This is a genomic window from Granulosicoccus antarcticus IMCC3135 (assembly GCF_002215215.1).
Taxonomy (GTDB): domain Bacteria; phylum Pseudomonadota; class Gammaproteobacteria; order Granulosicoccales; family Granulosicoccaceae; genus Granulosicoccus; species Granulosicoccus antarcticus.
The window spans coordinates 6210018-6227276 of the sequence record NZ_CP018632.1; the positions used below are offsets into that span (position 1 = coordinate 6210018).

Consider the following 17259-nt stretch of genomic DNA (forward strand, 5'->3'; position numbering starts at 1 on the left):
ATATCCGTGAAATAGATTTTTACACGAGATTATGTTCCTTTTCCGTAACTATCCCAATAAAGGACATCAGCCGCGGATGAAAATATCTGTGGCTGATAAAAAACGGGATCATCACGAACATTATCAGGTATAGAGCAAGCCCGGAAGACGGCAACGAGCGCCATCACTGGCGCACAAATCACATTAGTCCATATCTCCAAGAATAATTTTTTCCAACTCCCTGACTCCGATATCTATCGGTATCAAACCTGGACAAAAAAGCTCGGCATAGTAAGGAATTCGCTTCAGACGTTCCTTTCTCGTTTCGGAATATTCAACCAGGTAGTAGCCGATTTGATGGAAGTAAATAAGATGCGCCCTAACCTCGGCTGCTGTCTCGCTGAGTCCCAAATCCAGGAATAATTCGAAGAACTGCTGCAGCCTGAGTGCATCAACTCTTTTCAAGGCTCGCGAAACATCCTCTGATGATCGCGCCCATTCGCGAATCGCTCCATCGTAGGACGGATCCAACAACTCGTTATTAAACAGGATTCGCACATAGGACAGATACCGCTCCTCTGCGCTCAGTTGCTTGTTTTTCAGGACGTTACCGACTTCACAGCCGTTGGTTTCCTCCCAGTGCTGCAAAACCGCGGCGTGCAATTCCTCAAAGTTCTTGAACTGATAATAGAACGCGCCCGTCGTGACATTCAATGTAGTAGCCAGTCGCCTCAAACCGAGATCGCGAATGCCTTTGGATACAAGAATTGCTTTTGCAGCTTCTATCCAGTCATTTCGAGTCAGCGTACCCGCTTTTCTTTCGCCGTTTCTTTCTACCCCAATACCCATGCCTGATATTTTCTTATTCCAGTGAATGCCACACATCAACGCGACCATAGCGATCGACAGCGTCTAATGCCGATCCCCGACTCATTTCAAATGATTAACGTAACCTGAGTCAAAAGACTGTTGGTTAGTGCTAATGCGGCACATATTGACCTGAAAGAGAAGGCCTGTACAAGCCGCGAGTAATGAGCGCAGACGCTCCGCAAGGCGTGCATCTTATCATTCGAGTCTTCTCGATGTTTTTAAAGATAATCACGTTTCCAGCGACGGAAACGATTGCCGACGTACAACACATGACAAGTTATCAAAAGCTATCAGACATCGATGATATTTGCACTTTATAACGATATTAAATAACAAGCGCCTGAATAAGGGTATTGACATAACATAACAGTCGTTATCTAATGCTACCTAGAAAAACGTGCGGCAATTCTGCTGCCCTGAAACAGAGAGGAATCCAATGAGAACTATTTTACTTGGCACTTCTGCCGCACTGATAATGTCTGCGTCCAACGTTATGGCAGATATTGAGTTGAAAATCGCAACTGACTCCGGAACGGCAGATGCGCCTTCAGGGTTGGCAATCGCAAAATGGGCCGAACGGATCGAAGAGGGATCCAACGGCGAGATCGATGTCAAAGTCTTTTACCAAGACGAACTCGGCGGCCAGCTTGAGGTTTTTGACCTCTTTGTCGCTGGGGAAGTCGATCTGATGTTGAGCTGGCCGTCGACCTCCTATGACAAGCGTATCGGGGTTGTCAACACACCGTTCATGGTCTCAAGCTGGGAAGAAGCTAACGAGGCGTTCCACTATGAGGGATGGGCAAGCACTATCATGAACGAGGTTTTCAGCGGCATTGGATTAAAGTATCTGGGCGCCTGGCCTGAAGGTTTTGCAGGGGTTGCGACGAAAGGTAAATACGCAACCAATATGAAAGATGCAGGCGATATCAAAGTTCGCGTTCAGCCGTTTTTTCCAATTCCCAATACCATGCAGGCTATGGGATATCAAACCGAGGCTCTAGAATGGGGTGAAGTATTTACCTCGATCCAGACGGGTGTCGTGAATGGTGATTCGGGCAATGTCATTTATTGGGACTATGAATATTTTGGCGAATTGCTCGATTACTTTGTCCACACGCGCCACGACTTTGTGACCGGTAATATTCTGGCAAACGAAGAATCGTTTGATGGACTCTCGGATGAACATCAAAAGCTGATCATCGAGACTTCCAACATGATGATGGACGAACGTTTTGCCAACGCAAAAACCGAGGATGAAGCCAATATCGCTCGAGCAGTGGCGGGTGGAATGGAATACATTGAACCCTCCACCGAAGAGGTCGCGGCAATGAAAGAAGCCGTTCGCAGCACTGTCTGGCCTCTTATGGAAGAACAAATTGGTGCAGATATCATGGCCAAAATCAGAGCTCAGGCGAACTGATAAAAAGTGGTCGTAGAAAACCTGCTGCGGCCGTCTTTACGGGAGAGAAACCATCAAACTACTTCACGAAATAGACCACTATATTCACGCAGCCGTGAGCGTGCTCATAGTCGTTTCAAGCATGGTCATGTCGGGACTGATTTTCTTCCTTGTGTTGTCGCGATATTTCTTTGGATCCTCAATGATCGGAATACTGGAGTTGGCAACAATATTTGCCCTCTGGCTCTATATGCTGGGCGCCATATCGACATCTCGGAACAAGGAACACTTGACGGTCGATCTCATTGAAACTTTTCTGACCAACCCGCGTGCGCGAGCATTCTACGAAGTAACCCGCTCGGTGATTGTGCTTTTAATAACACTTTTCATGCTCTCACTGGCCTATCACATGCTGGGTTGGTCACTGAAACGTCCGCAAACGACTCCAGCACTTTCCCTACCATTATTATGGCAGCAGGCCCCGATGCTGGCCGCTTCTGTATTTTTCGTCGCCTATGCCGTGCGAGATATTCTGCGTGCACTCGCAGGCTTGAACAAAACCCAAGAAACAGCTGAGGGATAAATGGAACCAATAATCGGAATTATTATTTTAGTTCTGTTGATGATCTTTGGCATACCCGTCGCCTGGTCGTTCGCGGGTGTCCTGGCCTATTTCGTCTGGGCATATGATACGAATACAAGCACACTACTTCTACAGGGTTTTCGCGGGCTGAACTCCGTAATTTTGCTTGCTCTTCCCTTGTTTATCCTGGCCGGCTACCTGATGGAATCGGGGGGAATCGCAAGGCGGCTTATCAACTTCATGGAAGCATCTGTTCGAGGCAAAAAATCTGGCTTGGGAGCCGCGATGGTCATGTCCTCCGCAGTATTCGGAGCTATCTCCGGAACAGCTACTGCAGCCGTCGCCTCGATTGGGACTATCATGATAGATCCTCTAGCGGCGCGTGGCTATCCTCGGGCTTACTCCAGCTCCCTACTGGGCATATCATCGCTGTTGGGTATCCTTATTCCCCCGTCAATCACGCTCATCTTGTTCGGCGTCATTACACGCCAATCAATCACTGCCTTGTTCGCCGCCACGATTGGACCCGCCATAATCCTGATAGTGGGATTGATAATCTACAATCAGATTGCCAGTCGAAAATTCATTCAAAAATTCGAAGAAGAACAGCTAGCGCTGGGACAGGATTCCAGTATCGAGAAAACTCAGGCCGAAATAGATGGATTCGTAAAATCAACCCTGAAAGCGATTCCGGCCTTGATGATGCCGATTGTTATTCTAGGCGGTATCTATGGTGGCTTCGCTACGCCTACCGAAGCGGCCTCTATCGCCGTTTTCCTGTCTATATTTATCGGTTTTTTTGTTTATAAAAACCTCACACTCAAAACCCTCTATCAAAGTCTGTTGAGCGCAGGTGAGACGACAGGTACGATAATCCTGATTCTGCTTTTTTCAATCATGATCGGTCGAATAATGGTTGCGGAGAGCGTGCCACAGGACTTAACTGTTTTTGTCACATCGCTGACAGATAACAAGATTGCGATTCTCCTGATTGTGAATGCATTTCTAATTTTTGTCGGCATGATCATGGATGACGTATCAGTCACGGTTGTAATTGCCCCCCTATTCATGTCCCTGATGGTGTCTGCTGGTGTCGATCCCATCCATTTCGGATCAATTGTTGCCTGCTCGGTCGTTATTGGGGCAAATAGCCCACCGATGGCTCCTATCCTGTATATGGCATGCAAAATTGGCAAGGCATCGATACATAGTGCGATAGCTCCTGCTCTGCGATTGATCTTTTATGTCGCATTGCCGGTCATGCTAATCGTCACATTTGTCCCGCAAGTCTCGCTCTTTCTGCCGAAGCTGTTTGGCGTCTACTGATCACACCTACAACAGATACTGCAAATCGGGCAAATCACTGGCACCGCCACGCCGGGTTACCGCTAATGCTCCACAGGCATTTCCCAATGACAGACAGGCGACCAGGTCGCGCTTCTGTAGCCAGGCTGTGATAAACCCGGCGTTGAACGCATCTCCTGCGCCAATGGTATCAACGACAGGAACTGGCTCCGCGGAGCCAGTAACACTGCGGCCTTTCACATGGGCTGTCGCCCCGGCAGCACCTTGCTTGACGACCGTCAGGGCTGCACAGTATTCATCGATGCCGTTGGCGCGAAGTTGCTCCATCTCGATCTCATTGGGCAGGAAAATATCTACCTGCGCGATGAGTTCACCAATGTGCGAATGCTCCAGACAAGCATCATCCCAGGCACAATCCAGCGACACGCTCAGGCCAGCGGCTTGTGCCAGCTCTACCAGTTGCGGATACTCCAGCAGAGTGGATAATTCGCCGATATGAAGATGTCTTATACCGGATCCGCCTATTGATGACTGAAGTATATCGGCATGATTGTCCGGTAATGCGGCACCCTGACGACTGGTCAGAAATGCCCGCTCTCCCGCCATCGACATGGCGACCGTCAGCTGCGGTGCTGCCTGTGTCGGCATTGAGCAATAGTGCAGACCAACACCGCGCTGCACCGCTTCGTGCTCGATTATACTGGCGAAGGGTTGCACCGGTAGTGTTCCCATCAGCACCGATGCACGACCCAGCGCTGCCACATAGGCCGCTGTGATAAACGCACCACCCCCAGCATGCAATGACAGTTCGTCGGCAAATACTTCCTGCCCCAGTACAGGCATTCGCTCGATGCCCGAAAAATTGAGGTCGCAATAAATACGACCTGCTGACAGGACACCCGTGTTACTCACCTCAATGCTACGCCACTGTCCTTGTCGAACAGATGCATGGTCTCGGCAGCAGCCCCCAAAAACAGGCGACTACCCGGCTCTGGAGCCTGTCTGCCCGGTCCGGAGGCAATAAACTCCATCCCGTCGACCTCGACATACAGCAGTGTTTCAGAGCCAAGTGGCTCGACAACCGTGATGACCCCACTCAACATGGCTTCGGATTCGTCTACCGGTATCAGATCCTCCGGACGAATACCCAGAATCACATCGTGCGAATGCTCTGTCGATGCCACATTCCACGGCACACGCGTACCGTTCCACAAGGTCAGCCCTTGTTCGTCGAGACTGCCTGGCAACATATTCATGGACGGTGCACCGATGAATTGCGCCACGAAAGTGTTGACCGGATTGTGATACGCCTCTGCCGGGGTGCCGACTTGCTGGATATGACCATCCTTCATGATCACGATCCGATCAGCCATCGTCATGGCCTCAACCTGATCATGGGTGACGAATACAATGGTTGTACCGACACGTTGATGCAGTTTCTTGATCTCCAGGCGCATCTGTGTGCGTAGCTGCGCATCCAGATTGGACAGCGGCTCATCGAACAGGAATACCGCCGGATCTCGTACCAGAGCTCGTCCGATAGCCACACGCTGACGTTGACCACCTGACAAAGCTCCCGGTTTGCGATCCAGATAGTCTTCCATGCCCAGAAGCGCTGCCACCTCAACAATGCGTGCCGCCTTTTCGCTCTTCGACAGTTTTGCCGTACGGAGTCCGAAACCGATATTCTTGCGCACGCTCATATGCGGATAGATAGCGTAGTTCTGGAAAACCATCGCGATATTGCGCTGCTTGGGTTCCAGGTTGTTGACCTGAGCTCCATTGATTTCGATACTGCCCGAACTCACCTCCTCCAGCCCTGCAATCATGCGCAAAGTGGTTGACTTCCCACAACCCGAAGGACCCACGAACACGATGAACTCACCGTCCTCAACCTCCAGATTGATCCCGTGGAGCACTTGCGTCTTGCCGTAGCGCTTGACCAGATCTCTTAGTGCCAGACTTGCCATTTGTCAGACCTCCAGCAATGCATCAAAGGCATCGCCTCGTCGCTGTGTTGCGGCCGCCAGTCTTGTCTGACTGTCAGTTGCCACCTCCAGCAGTTCTGCCATCTGTGTGCCGTAATGCCCCAGTGCTTCATCCATCGCAGCGGGTGCGGGACCACCAAATCGATCGCGGACCGTGACAAAGTTGCGTAATGACACTGCCTGCATGAATTGCTCTTCCGATAGTTGGGATGCACGGGATGTCTCTGTCTTGAAGGCCTCGGAGAACGCGGCAAATCCCTGTTGTAAAGCCAGGCCTTCGGCAATCACCGTATTGGCCGTGGCCGCTGCAATCTCATGTGCCTGACGAAAAGAGAGTGCCTCCTGTCGCACCAGCGAATCAGCCAGCTCGGTTATCGTAATGCAGGCTGCATCAGCATTGCTCGCAACACGCACCTCATTGATGGACACCGATGCCATGAAGGCACTGAGCAGATCCACCACTCGGGTTCCACTGTCAAAAGCAGCGTAACCCGCTGACTGGACTTCACCCTCACTGTCATTCATGTCAGTGAAGGGGGTGTTGTGCATGGTATTGACAATCATGTCGCAGCGCCCGGCAGTCAGGCTCGACAAGTGACGCATATGTTCAATAGGTACAGGGTTGCGTTTTTGCGGCATGATCGATGATATCTGCACCAGAGAATTGGGGACATAGAGCTGCCCCACTTCGAAGGCCGACCAGAACGCCATGTCCTGAATGACTCGCCCCAGATGCACGAAGATCAGCTTGATGGCCGAGTACAGGCCGGTGACATAATCTACCGAGGCAATACAACCGTAGCTGTTGCGCTTGGGAGCGGTGAAGCCCAACAGATCTGCCATGCAATCCCGGTCGATGGGAAAACCGGATGTGGTGATGGCCGCAGCTCCCATCGGACACAGATCCAGCGCCTTGCGTGCTTGCTGCAAGCGTGTGATATCAGCCAGCAGTACTTCCAGCACGGCACTCAGGTAGTGACCGAAGGTGCTGGGCTGAGCCGGTTGTCCATGAGTGTAGGCCACGATCAGAGTATCGCGCTCAAGCAAAGCTTTCTCATGGATAACTCCTGCCAGCTGCAAACACTGAGCCTCAAGCTGATCGCAGCGTTCACGCAGTACCATCTTGAAAACCGTATGATCCATATCGTTACGCGATCGGGCGGTATGCAGCATGCCGCCCATATCCGGTCCCAGACGCTTTTTCAGCTGTGATTCCACCAGGAAAAAGTAATCCTCATATTCACCGGTGTAGTTCAAGTCGGCAACGTTCACCTCATTGTCTATTGCCCGCAGTGCCTGGGCGATGGCCTGCACCGACTGACCCTCCAGAATGCCCGTGCGCGCAAGCATGAGCAAATGTGCCTGATTGATGGCCGCCATGGAGCCAGCGTAGTGTTGTTTGACGCCGTCGAACAACGGCGCAAGCACCGTATCCCGATAGACAGGGTCTGGAAATACCGATTTGTCCGGACTCATCCCTTCAACCCTGCCATGACTACTCCTCGAATGATGAATCGCTGAAAGATCAGAAAAACCACTAATGTGGGCAACACGGAGATGGCGGCACCCGTCATGACCAGTTCCCACTCCACCGCCTGTTCGACGCTGAATGTTGTCAGCCCGACAGGCAGGGTGTACATCTCCTGACTGTTGGTGACAATCAGCGGCCAGATGAATGCCGTCCAGTTACCCAGAAACACGAAGATGGCCAGGGCCGCCAGAGCTGGCTTGACCAGTGGCATGGCCACAATCCACCAGATCTGCAACTCATTGAGACCGTCGATTCTGGCCGCTTCAATGAAGTCGTCCGGCACTGTTTCAAAAAACTGCTTCATGAGAAACACACCGAATGCGGTCATAAGGCCGGGAAACATGATGCCCCAGGTAGTATCCAGCCAGCCAAACTGCTGCGCCATCAGATACCAGGGAATAACCAGCATCTCAGTGGGAATCATGAGCGTCGACAGGATGGCTATGAATACGATATAACGCCCCCTGAAACGGAACTTGCACAAGGTATAGCCGACCAGAGAATCGAATAGCACACTGGATATGGTCGTCAGTGTCGCCACGATCAAAGAGTTCACGAACCACTGCATGAAGCGTCCGTCACGCAGCACATACTCATAGTTCTCGAGCGTAGGCTCCTCGGGAATCAGGTTCAGATTGTAGACCTCGAAGGAATACTTGAACGAGGTGGACATCATATAAGCCAGCGGCATGACCATCAGCACGCCACCTGCGAATAGCAGAATCCAGCGAACGTATTGTCCCCAGCTGCGCTTTACGGGCGCCGAGCTGCCTTTTAGCAGGCTTTGCGCACTGGCGCGCACCTTGAGTTCTTCTGCAGTTGCTGACATGGTCTACCGGTCCTGCAACAGGCGCAGCTGCAGCAAGCTGACGATCAGAAGGATGACGAACAGCACGACTGTCTGCGCAGCCGCATATCCCATATCGAATGAATTGAAAGCGGTATCGTAGATCATCAGCACCAGTGGCTTGGTGGAATTGAGCGGCCCACCCGGATTGTTGGTCGTCATGTTGAAAACATGATCGAAGATACGCAGGAAACCGATGGAGGAAAACACCACCAGAAAGACAATGGTTGGTTTCAGCAAGGGCAAGGTGATCTCGGACATGATGGTCCAGCCAGAGACACCGTCAATATGCGCGGCTTCGTAATACGTCTTGGGGATGGCACGCAGCCCTGCCATGAAGATGATGATCTGAAAACCCAGACCTGCCCAGATGGCCGGTGCCAGCACCGCAGGCAGAGCATTAGTGGTGGAATTCAGGAAGGCGATTTGCGAGATGCCGAACGTTGCCAGCATATTGTTGAACAAACCAATGGGGACAGGCTGGTAGAACCAGCGCCAAACCCAGGCCATTGCAACTGCACTGGTCATGAATGGCAGAAAATACAGGGCACGAATGGTGCCGTGAAGAAATCTGACCCGATCCAGGTGATAGGCAATGATAAACGCCAGCACAAGACTCAGAGGTGTACCGATCAACAGATAGACGAAGGTATTGCGGAACACCTGCCAGAACACCGGATCATGATACAGAGTGATGTAATTGTCGAACCCTGCCCAGGTTCTGGCACCGAGCAGATTCCATTCCTGGAACGAAAGAATAATGGCATTGACGGTCGGGTAGAAGCGAACCACCACATAAAAGATAATGGGGATCGCCAGGAAACCCCACGCCCAGACTGTCTGCTTCTGCCTGACCGACAGTTTTTCGTAGAAGCTCATGGGCGCAGGTTTCCGATGCGATTTATCACAGATCCTTATTTGTAGAAGTCATCCAGTATGGCTTGTTCGCCCGCAGCGGCCTCACTCAGGCTCTCTGGTATCGATTGCCCTTCCAGTTCGATTCGACTGACCATATCTGTCATCAATTGACGCTGACCACTTTCGTCAACAAAGACGGTTGACTGCGCATAACCGAGCCCCTTCACAAAAGGCCCATAAATGGGGTCAGACTGATTTTTCTCTGTCAGTGCGGCAGAAGGTTTGGCAGGCAACTCACCCACCGTATCCAGCCAGATCTGCATGGCCTCATCCGATGTCAGGTAAGCCATGAACTTCAGCGCCGCATCGAATTTCTCACCCTTGGCCTTGCTGGTAACCGCGTTAACCCAATAGGATGAGTAGTTGGATTGTGTACCGTCCGGTCCCACTGGCAATTCTGCCACCCCCCATTTCAAGCCTCGCGTCTCATCCAGAGCGCCGATCCGAAACGAGCCATCAATGTGCATGCCAGCACGTCCGGCCTTGAACGCTGCCTGCGGCTCATCCATGAAAGTGCTGTCAGTCACACCGTGCTCCTGATCCAGAGCGACATACCATTCAAGCGCTTTCAGGCCTGCCTCCGAATCATAAGCTATCGATTTGAGGTCATCCGAATAGGGCTTGCCGCCAAATTGTCTGACCAGTACTTCACGCCACCAGTGGTGATCCTGCGCTGTCATTCCAGAGGTAATTCCCACCTGAGTCAGATTCCCGGCGCCATCCCGCTTGGTCAGCTTCTTTGCAATTTCGACCAGTTCATCCAGATTGGCAGGCGGTGCTTCGATGCCCGCCTCGTCAAACAGACGTTGGTTATAGAACAACGCCAATGAGCGAACAGCCGTCGGTAGAGCCATATACTGATCGTCGCGCTTCATGGCCTGCACCATCGGAAAAAATTCCTTGTCGATAGTCTCTACCGGGAAGATATCTGCAGGCAACGGTTGAATCAATTCAGCATCGACGTAGTCGTTCAACCAACCATAAAACAGTTGCACCACATCAGGGCCTTCACCTGCCGGAATGGCCGCAGCCACCTTGGTGCGGTAATCGGCATAGGGAAACTGGTTGGTCTTGACCGTGATACCCGGATTCGCTGCTTCGAAATTACTGATCAGCGTGTCCATGGCCGTAACACGTGCCTCGAAGAAGTATTGCCAATATTCGATTTCCACATCGGCCCGTACAACATTGGCCGCCATGCTGGAGCCCAACGCCAATACACCCGCCATGATGCCGGATGAGAATACCCGTCTGCCCTTGATCATTTGTGCTTCCTCTTCGGATTAGAGACTGGTCTGCGAACAATTATTAACTCAATCAAGTTGAACTTACAAGCGATTTGAGTTTATATCTATCCCTGAGAAGAATCCGCTTCTCGCTGACTATTGAATCCTGCCATTGAAATCCTCACTTTTCACCGGGTCCAATGCCGAACAGACACGTCGTCATAATCGGCGCGTCGTGCTGGGTCAGATCCGCACCTCCCGACGAATGGGCCGCGCAGAAATAGCGCGCATCAGCGGGCTCTCGGTGCAGGCTGTCAGTAATATCATTGCCAGCCTGCTGAGCGAAGGGTTGCTGATAGAGGACGGTCAGATCTGCCATGGACGTGGCCTGCCCGCCACCCAATACAAACTCAACCCCGAAGGTGGCTATGCCCTGGGCTTCGAGATCAGCCCGCGCTCAATCAGTGCCGCACTGTTGAATATCACGGGCGATCTGTATCTGAAAAAACGTCTGAAAATGGATAACTGCGAACCTGCCGCCATCAGCCAGCGCGTGCACAACCTGATGCACTCAATGCTCGAAGAGACTGGCGTACAGCAGGAACAGTTGCTGGGTGCAGGTATTGTCATGCCTGGCCCTTTCATACCCACAGGTCTTGCCAATACTTCGTCGGTACTGGCAGGTTGGGAAAACATTGATCCGGTACAACTGTTCTCGCACACATTGTCCGTACCTGTACTGGTGGAGAACGATGCAAATGCTGCCGCTGTCGGTGAACAGGTGTCCGGCTGTGCGGCGAAACTGCGCAACTATGCATTCATCTATTTCGGCACCGGGCTGGGCCTGGGCATTGTTCAGGACGGGGACCTGTTTCGCGGATGCAACGGCAATGCCGGAGAACTGGGACATATTCTGGTACCACAACCAGCGAGCCGGGCAACGATGCCGACCACAGAGCTGGTACCACTGGAAACGGTGGCCAGCCGTATCGCCATGCAACATAGCCTGAAACAAGTGGGCATCCAGGTGGACAGTATCCAGGATATCGAACAACTGGCCATCAGCCAGAGCCCTGAGCTGGATCACTGGCTATCTGACGCAGCCTCGGCACTGTCACATGCCATTCATGTCGTCGAGAATCTGTTCGATCCGGATACCGTCGTCATTGGTGGCGCCCTGCCCGATATCGTTCTGTCAGTCCTCATTGATCGTATCGCTCTGGCGCAGCAATCCATTGCTCATCGTGAAAACAGACAATACCCCCGAATAATGCAAGGCCAATCAGGCTGGCTATCGGCAGCACAGGGAGGTGCAGCACTTGTCATCAACCAACTATTTACACCTCGTAGCCTCTCGTGAACCAGGGATCTGAACCATGCCATTAGCTGATGTCGATCGATTGGATGCAGAACGCGCACAGCCGCGTATTGTCGCACTGCATTTTGCACTGACAAAACTGCGTTCCTGCGTCTCATTCATGAATTCGGGAGCACACCCTGATGACGAGGTCTCCTCCATGCTGGCCGCACTGGGCTTTCGCGATGGTCTGGATATCTCCTATGCCTGCGCCAATCGAGGCGAAGGTGGTCAGAATGACATCGGCACCGAGTCACTGGCAGCTCTGGGCACCTTGCGTACGGCAGAGATGGAAGAAGCGGCCAGGGTTCTGGACTTGCGTCTGTACTGGTTGTCGCAAACTGCCGATGACAGCATCTTTGATTTCGGGTTTTCCAAAAGTGGCGAAGAAACGCTGGAACACTGGCAGTATCAGCGCACACTGCATCGATTCGTCAGCATTGTCAGGCAGGAAAAACCCGACATCCTGTGCCCTACGTTTCTTGACATACCCGGTCAGCACGGACATCACCGTGCCATGACGGCATTGGCGCATGAGGTCATGGATGTTGCTGCCGATGCAAGCTATTCATGTGACTCTTTGGATCCCTGGCAGATCAGCAAGCTCTATCTGCCAGCCTGGGGCGGTGGTGGCACCGCCTATGATGATGAAGAGCCACCTCCGCCAGCAACCCTGCTGATACAGTCCGACGCTCACGACTCTGTGACTGGCTGGACCTGGGAGAACATCGGCCAACAATCAAGACGCTTCCACCAGACACAGGCGATGGGCAGGTGGGTAGAGTCAGGCACCGAGCGTAACTGGCCACTACACCTGGCGCGTAGTCGCCTCGCTGAGCCTGACACCTCGATATTCAGTGGTTTGGCATCAACGCTGGGCCAACTGGCTGAACAGATTACCGATTCGCCTCGGACCCAGGAAGCACTGCAAGCCACACATCTCTCAATCGAAGCATGTCTAGAGGCCTTTCCCGATTTCAGAACCATCGCGCAACAAGCCTCTCAGGCACTTGTCCACTTGCGTGCAGCGATGAAACTCTGCCCGGATCAGCATCGCAAGAACATGATGCACCGCCTGGAACGCAAGCAGAATCAACTCTCAACGGTCATTCGTCTGGCACTGGGCATTCGTGTACACACTCATCTGAACGGCTCCACAGCTTCCAGTCTGAGTCCGGATTTCTGGCAACCGGGCGAACAACACCCCTACAGCCTGGAAATAGATTCACGCGAATCAGAAGCTCTGGGGAATTGCCAGGTCCAGGCGACGCTGCGAACCGAGGCACCCTGGAGTGTCATGACGGATACTCTGGTACTGGATAGCTCAGCTGAACCATCCAATGCCTATCCTGATACCTGGCTGCCGGATCAACCAGCCAGCCCCTGTGTGCAAATAGACGTCAGCTTCAATGGCGTAGACAGCAGCACGCTGCAATCACTGGACAGTACGCCTGTTGTATTACCGGCGGTCAGGGCGAGCCTTTCTCCGGCACAAATACTAGTCAATACGGCATTACCCCTTACCTCACAGGTCCTGTCGATCGCAAGCAGAATTCCCGACAAAGCCCGTGCCCAACTGAATGCACCGTCACGATGGCAGGTCGCAGAACATGAGGATGGCTTGCAAATAGATTATCCAGAAAATCTGGAAGATGGGTTGTACGAGCTCCCCTTGAGCCTGGATGCTCTGGCTGCAAGTCAGGTAAGAACCATTGCCTACCCACACGTCAGCTCTCGTGTACTTAGCACACCCGCCATCGTGCGTATACGCGCTCTGAACATAAAACTCCCCGATGTACGAATTGCCTACGCAGGCGGCGGCAATGATGATGTTGCAAGCTGGTTGTCTGCCATGGGTCTGCCGGTAAAAATTCTGACAGAGACCGATCTGGAAGATGCCAGTAGCCTTGCCAGAGCCCTGGCAACGGTAGACACACTGGTGATCGGCCTCTTCGCCTATCGTAGCCGACCTCAACTGAGCTCATTGAGCAAGACGATCAACCTCTGGGTTGAACAAGGAGGCCATTTACTGACCTTGTATCATCGTCCCTGGGATAACTGGGATCCAGAACTCATCCCACCACGCAGACTGGAAATCGGCCAACCTTCGTTACGTTACCGAGTCACGAACCAGAATGCAGCAGTGAGCCACCTTCAGCCCGAACATCCGTTGCTGAACACGCCTAACCGGATCGGCCCCGCAGACTGGGTCGACTGGAAAAAGGAGCGCGGCTTGTATTTTGCAAAATCCTGGGACGACGCTTATACCCCACTGCTCTCCATGGCAGACCCTGGTGAAGAGCCTCATACGGGTGCTTTACTCAGTGCCGATATCGGTCAGGGCCGTCATATACATACTTCGTTGATACTGCATCATCAGCTTGATCAGCTGGTACCCGGAAGCTTTCGGCTCATGGCAAATCTTGTCAGTTGACACCCAACCCTTCTATCACAACCGAGAAGCGACACAATGGCGTGGCCGGTGCATGGCTGATCACGGACATGTTTCTGAACATCTCGACACTGACCCTTGTCAAATTGATAGGTGTCGAGCTACCGGCTTCGCAGCTGGTTTTCATCAGAGCCATTACCGGCTTGGTGCTGATACTGCCCTGGGTGATTCGCGAGCGTGCAGCGTTCTCGAAAATCCTGCACCCGGCACTGCATATAATACGAATATTGTTATCAGTAACGGCTTTGACTGCCAGCTATTTTGCCGTAGCCCGCCTGCCACTAGCACTGTTTACTGCTATCAATTTCACGCGCCCTCTGCTACTCATGATAATGGCAGCCTGGATCCTCAAGGAGTCCATTTCACGCAGCCGATGGCTATTGGCCATCATTGGCTTGTCGGGAGTCGGCATCGCCCTTAACCCGGGTAGTATTCAATGGTCATGGGGCATTCCTGCCCTGCTACTGACGATATTCAGCAGTACCCTTGCCACTATTGCAACACGTTACCTGAAAGGCACGCCAGCCGTTGTCATGATGCTTCTCTATACCGCAGGCCTGTCACTACTCACGCTTCCCATGGTCCTGTTCAACTGGCAACCGGTACCCAAGGAATTGATCTGGCCTCTGCTTTTTATCGGCGTGTTTGCGCAAGCAGGACAGTACTGCTTTATCAAGGCGCACTGGCTGGGAGAAGCCAGTATTCTGGGCCCTTTGGGCTATGTCAGCTTGCTCTTGTCGATCACCGCCGGCTACCTCGTGTTTGCCGAGGTACCAGATGCCTCCATGATGGTTGGCTCGGCGATCATTCTGCTGGCAACACTCGCCTTGTCGTTTACCAAAAACAACAGACACTGATCCCCGGCTCAGTGAATCATGTATTCGCTGGGCGTATTTTCAACAATGTACTTGGTCGCCTCATAGATACAGCTGCGAATTGCTTTTTCCATGGGCGTCTTTGCATATCCACCCAATGCACCGGACAAATTACCTGCTCCCGTCAATGCTCCCAGTGCGGCACCTACATTGACATCCTTGGCAATGCCTTCAACGCGTGTGGCTGCCAGCACCTCCGTGGTTGCCGCGTCCACGATGCGTATATCCATAGCCATCGTCGATTTACTATAACCACCAGAAACGGCTCCCATCAGCGCCGAAGCCCTCTTGCCCAGTAGCCCACTGACCTTGCCCGATGTGCCTGAGGTACCCGGGTCAAAGCCGGTTACAGATGCAATGACGGCAATATCAGCGCCTTTCACCGCACCACGCTTGACCCCAGTTGCATCGGTAAAACCATCTTCCTGCAGGCCGATTTCACTTTTCACCGAATCTATATTCTGCCTTTCCAGCACCCGATATCGCTTGCTCTGCACCAGGGCCGTTGTCAGCATGTCCTTCAAGCCATCAGAGATACCCGCATATTCACTGGAGGCAAATGAAATATCTGTCCCACCAATGCCTATCGTTGTCCGGTTGGAACCTATATTCCAGTCAAAATCGGTCACCGCCACCTTGGCACGTGGGCCGTTATAAGGAGGCAATTGAGTTTCCAGGCCCGTATCCACTGTTGCTTCCGGCTTGACCATGCTCTCGAGACAGCCTGCAAGTGAAAACGTGATTGGCAGAAGGAGCAGCAACACTTTCAATAAACCGTACATTCTCATCGCCTCATAATCATTCTATTAAGCTGGCAATAAAACACGGAAAATGATCGTAATACAGCTAATTCAATGCTTTTAATACCAAGGGCTAGTAGTCCAGCCTCTCGAGCACAAGTTTCTACCGTGCAGGCTCTTGGAGTGCCAGAAAAAGGGTTTGAACACGGCCAACAGTACGCACAGTCAACCTTGGTACTCCAGCCCCTGCACATCCTATCTAACTGAATTATTATGCGTCAGATGCGACGTCAGATTGCAGATTTAGTCTTCTCAGGTGAACACCAGCTATTTGTGATGCAATTCACGTTATTGCCACAATCAGATTATTCCTACAAAAGAAGAAGCGCTTTCCGATTGTCAGGAGCGCTGTAATTTTCAACAATGCACCTGCGGTTAAGGAAGACCGCAGCAATGAACAGGGAAGTCGGACGGCCTATCGCAGCAAGGTCACAATGACAAGGAAAGTCAGTACATTGCAGGTGGTTCTGGTTGCAAGGATGCAGTAGCAAGGCTCAGGGATCGAGCCAGGGGAGCATGGATGCTCACCGCCATAACCACCACTGCCAAGGACGGCACGACCCTCGGTTATCTTGCCGAGGGTCTTTTTTTGCATAAAATACAGGACATTGATTTTCCTGTTTGTCGGAGTCGATGAACTGACATGCAAAATGACTGACTCACGGTAGGTTTTACGACTATCTGTGATTCTTCAGAACATAAGACCTCAGGCAGACGATATCCCACGAGCCGTTGTCAGCATGATTGCTGGCATCTCTTTGATGGATGCCGTATTCATCGCCTCGACCGGCAATATCCCATGGATGCTGCTATGCACCCTCGACTTTCTGGCAACGCTGACATTCCAGAAGTGGATAGCAGGGAGCTGACAATTTCACCAACGCAACTTGAGAAGCATCACGAGATATCTGTCAAAATCCGATGAAATAGACGTGTAGCGTGAACTGAATCCATCAATTTCAGACGCATTGGGCGCTATCAACAACAGCCCGGGTACAAAGGGCTCGTGAAAAATTATTTCACACCCCCTAACCTGAATATTTCATCGGCCTCAAGTAATGCAACTACGTCACCTTGTTGAGCATAAATCAGTGCCGATAGCACCAAAAGTGACTATTTTTTTGAGTTT

Annotated in this window: 16 protein-coding genes; 7 read left to right on the plus strand and 9 right to left on the minus strand. The window is 52.1% G+C overall.

Annotation, left to right across the window (positions count from 1 at the left end):
• Positions 1–183: 183 nt before the first annotated feature.
• The gene (locus IMCC3135_RS26855) at positions 184–876 is read right to left on the minus strand and encodes a TetR/AcrR family transcriptional regulator (RefSeq protein ID WP_088920396.1); all 693 of its coding nucleotides are present in this window, start codon (positions 874–876) and stop codon (positions 184–186) included.
• 409 nt (positions 877–1285) lie between these two features.
• On the opposite strand from IMCC3135_RS26855, the gene dctP reads away from it, so the two are divergent.
• The 3 genes from dctP (at position 1286) to IMCC3135_RS26870 (ending at position 4157) form a co-directional block, all read left to right on the plus strand.
• Positions 1286–2269 (plus strand): TRAP transporter substrate-binding protein DctP, encoded by a 984-nt coding sequence (gene dctP, locus IMCC3135_RS26860; RefSeq protein WP_088920397.1) that lies wholly within the window; start codon positions 1286–1288, stop codon positions 2267–2269.
• A gap of 127 nt (positions 2270–2396) precedes the next feature.
• On the plus strand, positions 2397–2831 hold the full coding sequence (locus IMCC3135_RS26865) for a TRAP transporter small permease (protein ID WP_157736289.1): 435 nt from the start codon (positions 2397–2399) through the stop codon (positions 2829–2831).
• Positions 2832–4157, plus strand: coding sequence for a TRAP transporter large permease (locus IMCC3135_RS26870; RefSeq protein WP_088920399.1), 1326 nt, complete (start codon positions 2832–2834; stop codon positions 4155–4157). It begins immediately after the preceding gene.
• 6 nt (positions 4158–4163) lie between these two features.
• Here the strand turns inward: IMCC3135_RS26870 and IMCC3135_RS26875 are convergent, their stop codons facing one another.
• Genes IMCC3135_RS26875 through IMCC3135_RS26900 form a run of 6 tightly spaced genes read right to left on the minus strand, consistent with a single transcriptional unit; the run spans position 4164 to position 10685 of the window.
• On the minus strand, positions 4164–5048 hold the full coding sequence (locus IMCC3135_RS26875; protein WP_205737727.1) for a carbohydrate kinase family protein: 885 nt from the start codon (positions 5046–5048) through the stop codon (positions 4164–4166).
• Positions 5045–6106: an ABC transporter ATP-binding protein gene (locus IMCC3135_RS26880; protein WP_088920400.1), complete on the minus strand. Its 1062-nt coding sequence runs from the start codon at positions 6104–6106 to the stop codon at positions 5045–5047. Before IMCC3135_RS26880 ends, IMCC3135_RS26875 begins: the two co-directional genes overlap by 4 nt.
• A gap of 3 nt (positions 6107–6109) precedes the next feature.
• Positions 6110–7600: an argininosuccinate lyase gene (gene argH / locus IMCC3135_RS26885; RefSeq protein WP_088920401.1), complete on the minus strand. Its 1491-nt coding sequence runs from the start codon at positions 7598–7600 to the stop codon at positions 6110–6112.
• The gene (locus IMCC3135_RS26890; protein ID WP_088920402.1) at positions 7597–8484 is read right to left on the minus strand and encodes a carbohydrate ABC transporter permease; all 888 of its coding nucleotides are present in this window, start codon (positions 8482–8484) and stop codon (positions 7597–7599) included. The genes argH and IMCC3135_RS26890 overlap by 4 nt, the downstream gene beginning before the upstream one ends.
• A 3-nt stretch (positions 8485–8487) precedes the next feature.
• Positions 8488–9381 (minus strand): carbohydrate ABC transporter permease, encoded by an 894-nt coding sequence (locus IMCC3135_RS26895; protein ID WP_088920403.1) that lies wholly within the window; start codon positions 9379–9381, stop codon positions 8488–8490.
• Between the two features lie 35 nt (positions 9382–9416).
• A complete protein-coding gene (locus tag IMCC3135_RS26900) occupies positions 9417–10685 on the minus strand; it encodes an extracellular solute-binding protein (RefSeq protein ID WP_205737728.1) in 1269 nt (422 codons plus the stop codon).
• Positions 10686–10818: 133 nt separating this feature from the next.
• Here IMCC3135_RS26900 and IMCC3135_RS26905 point away from each other — a divergent pair, with 133 nt between their 5' ends.
• Genes IMCC3135_RS26905 through IMCC3135_RS26915 form a run of 3 tightly spaced genes read left to right on the plus strand, consistent with a single transcriptional unit; the run spans position 10819 to position 15312 of the window.
• On the plus strand, positions 10819–12006 hold the full coding sequence (locus tag IMCC3135_RS26905) for an ROK family transcriptional regulator (protein ID WP_088920404.1): 1188 nt from the start codon (positions 10819–10821) through the stop codon (positions 12004–12006).
• 16 nt (positions 12007–12022) lie between these two features.
• Complete coding sequence (locus IMCC3135_RS26910; protein ID WP_088920405.1) at positions 12023–14437, plus strand: PIG-L family deacetylase; 2415 nt, start codon at positions 12023–12025, stop codon at positions 14435–14437.
• Entirely contained in the window at positions 14434–15312 is an 879-nt protein-coding gene (locus IMCC3135_RS26915) for a DMT family transporter (RefSeq protein ID WP_205737729.1), read from the plus strand. Before IMCC3135_RS26910 ends, IMCC3135_RS26915 begins: the two co-directional genes overlap by 4 nt.
• A gap of 8 nt (positions 15313–15320) precedes the next feature.
• Here IMCC3135_RS26915 and IMCC3135_RS26920 read toward each other — a convergent pair whose 3' ends face one another.
• Complete coding sequence (locus IMCC3135_RS26920) at positions 15321–16112, minus strand: CsgG/HfaB family protein (RefSeq protein ID WP_157736290.1); 792 nt, start codon at positions 16110–16112, stop codon at positions 15321–15323.
• A gap of 433 nt (positions 16113–16545) precedes the next feature.
• Positions 16546–16725, minus strand: coding sequence for a hypothetical protein (locus IMCC3135_RS26925; protein WP_088920407.1), 180 nt, complete (start codon positions 16723–16725; stop codon positions 16546–16548).
• Between the two features lie 88 nt (positions 16726–16813).
• On the opposite strand from IMCC3135_RS26925, the gene IMCC3135_RS26930 reads away from it, so the two are divergent.
• The gene (locus IMCC3135_RS26930) at positions 16814–16999 is read left to right on the plus strand and encodes a hypothetical protein (RefSeq protein WP_088920408.1); all 186 of its coding nucleotides are present in this window, start codon (positions 16814–16816) and stop codon (positions 16997–16999) included.
• Positions 17000–17259 lie beyond the last annotated feature (260 nt).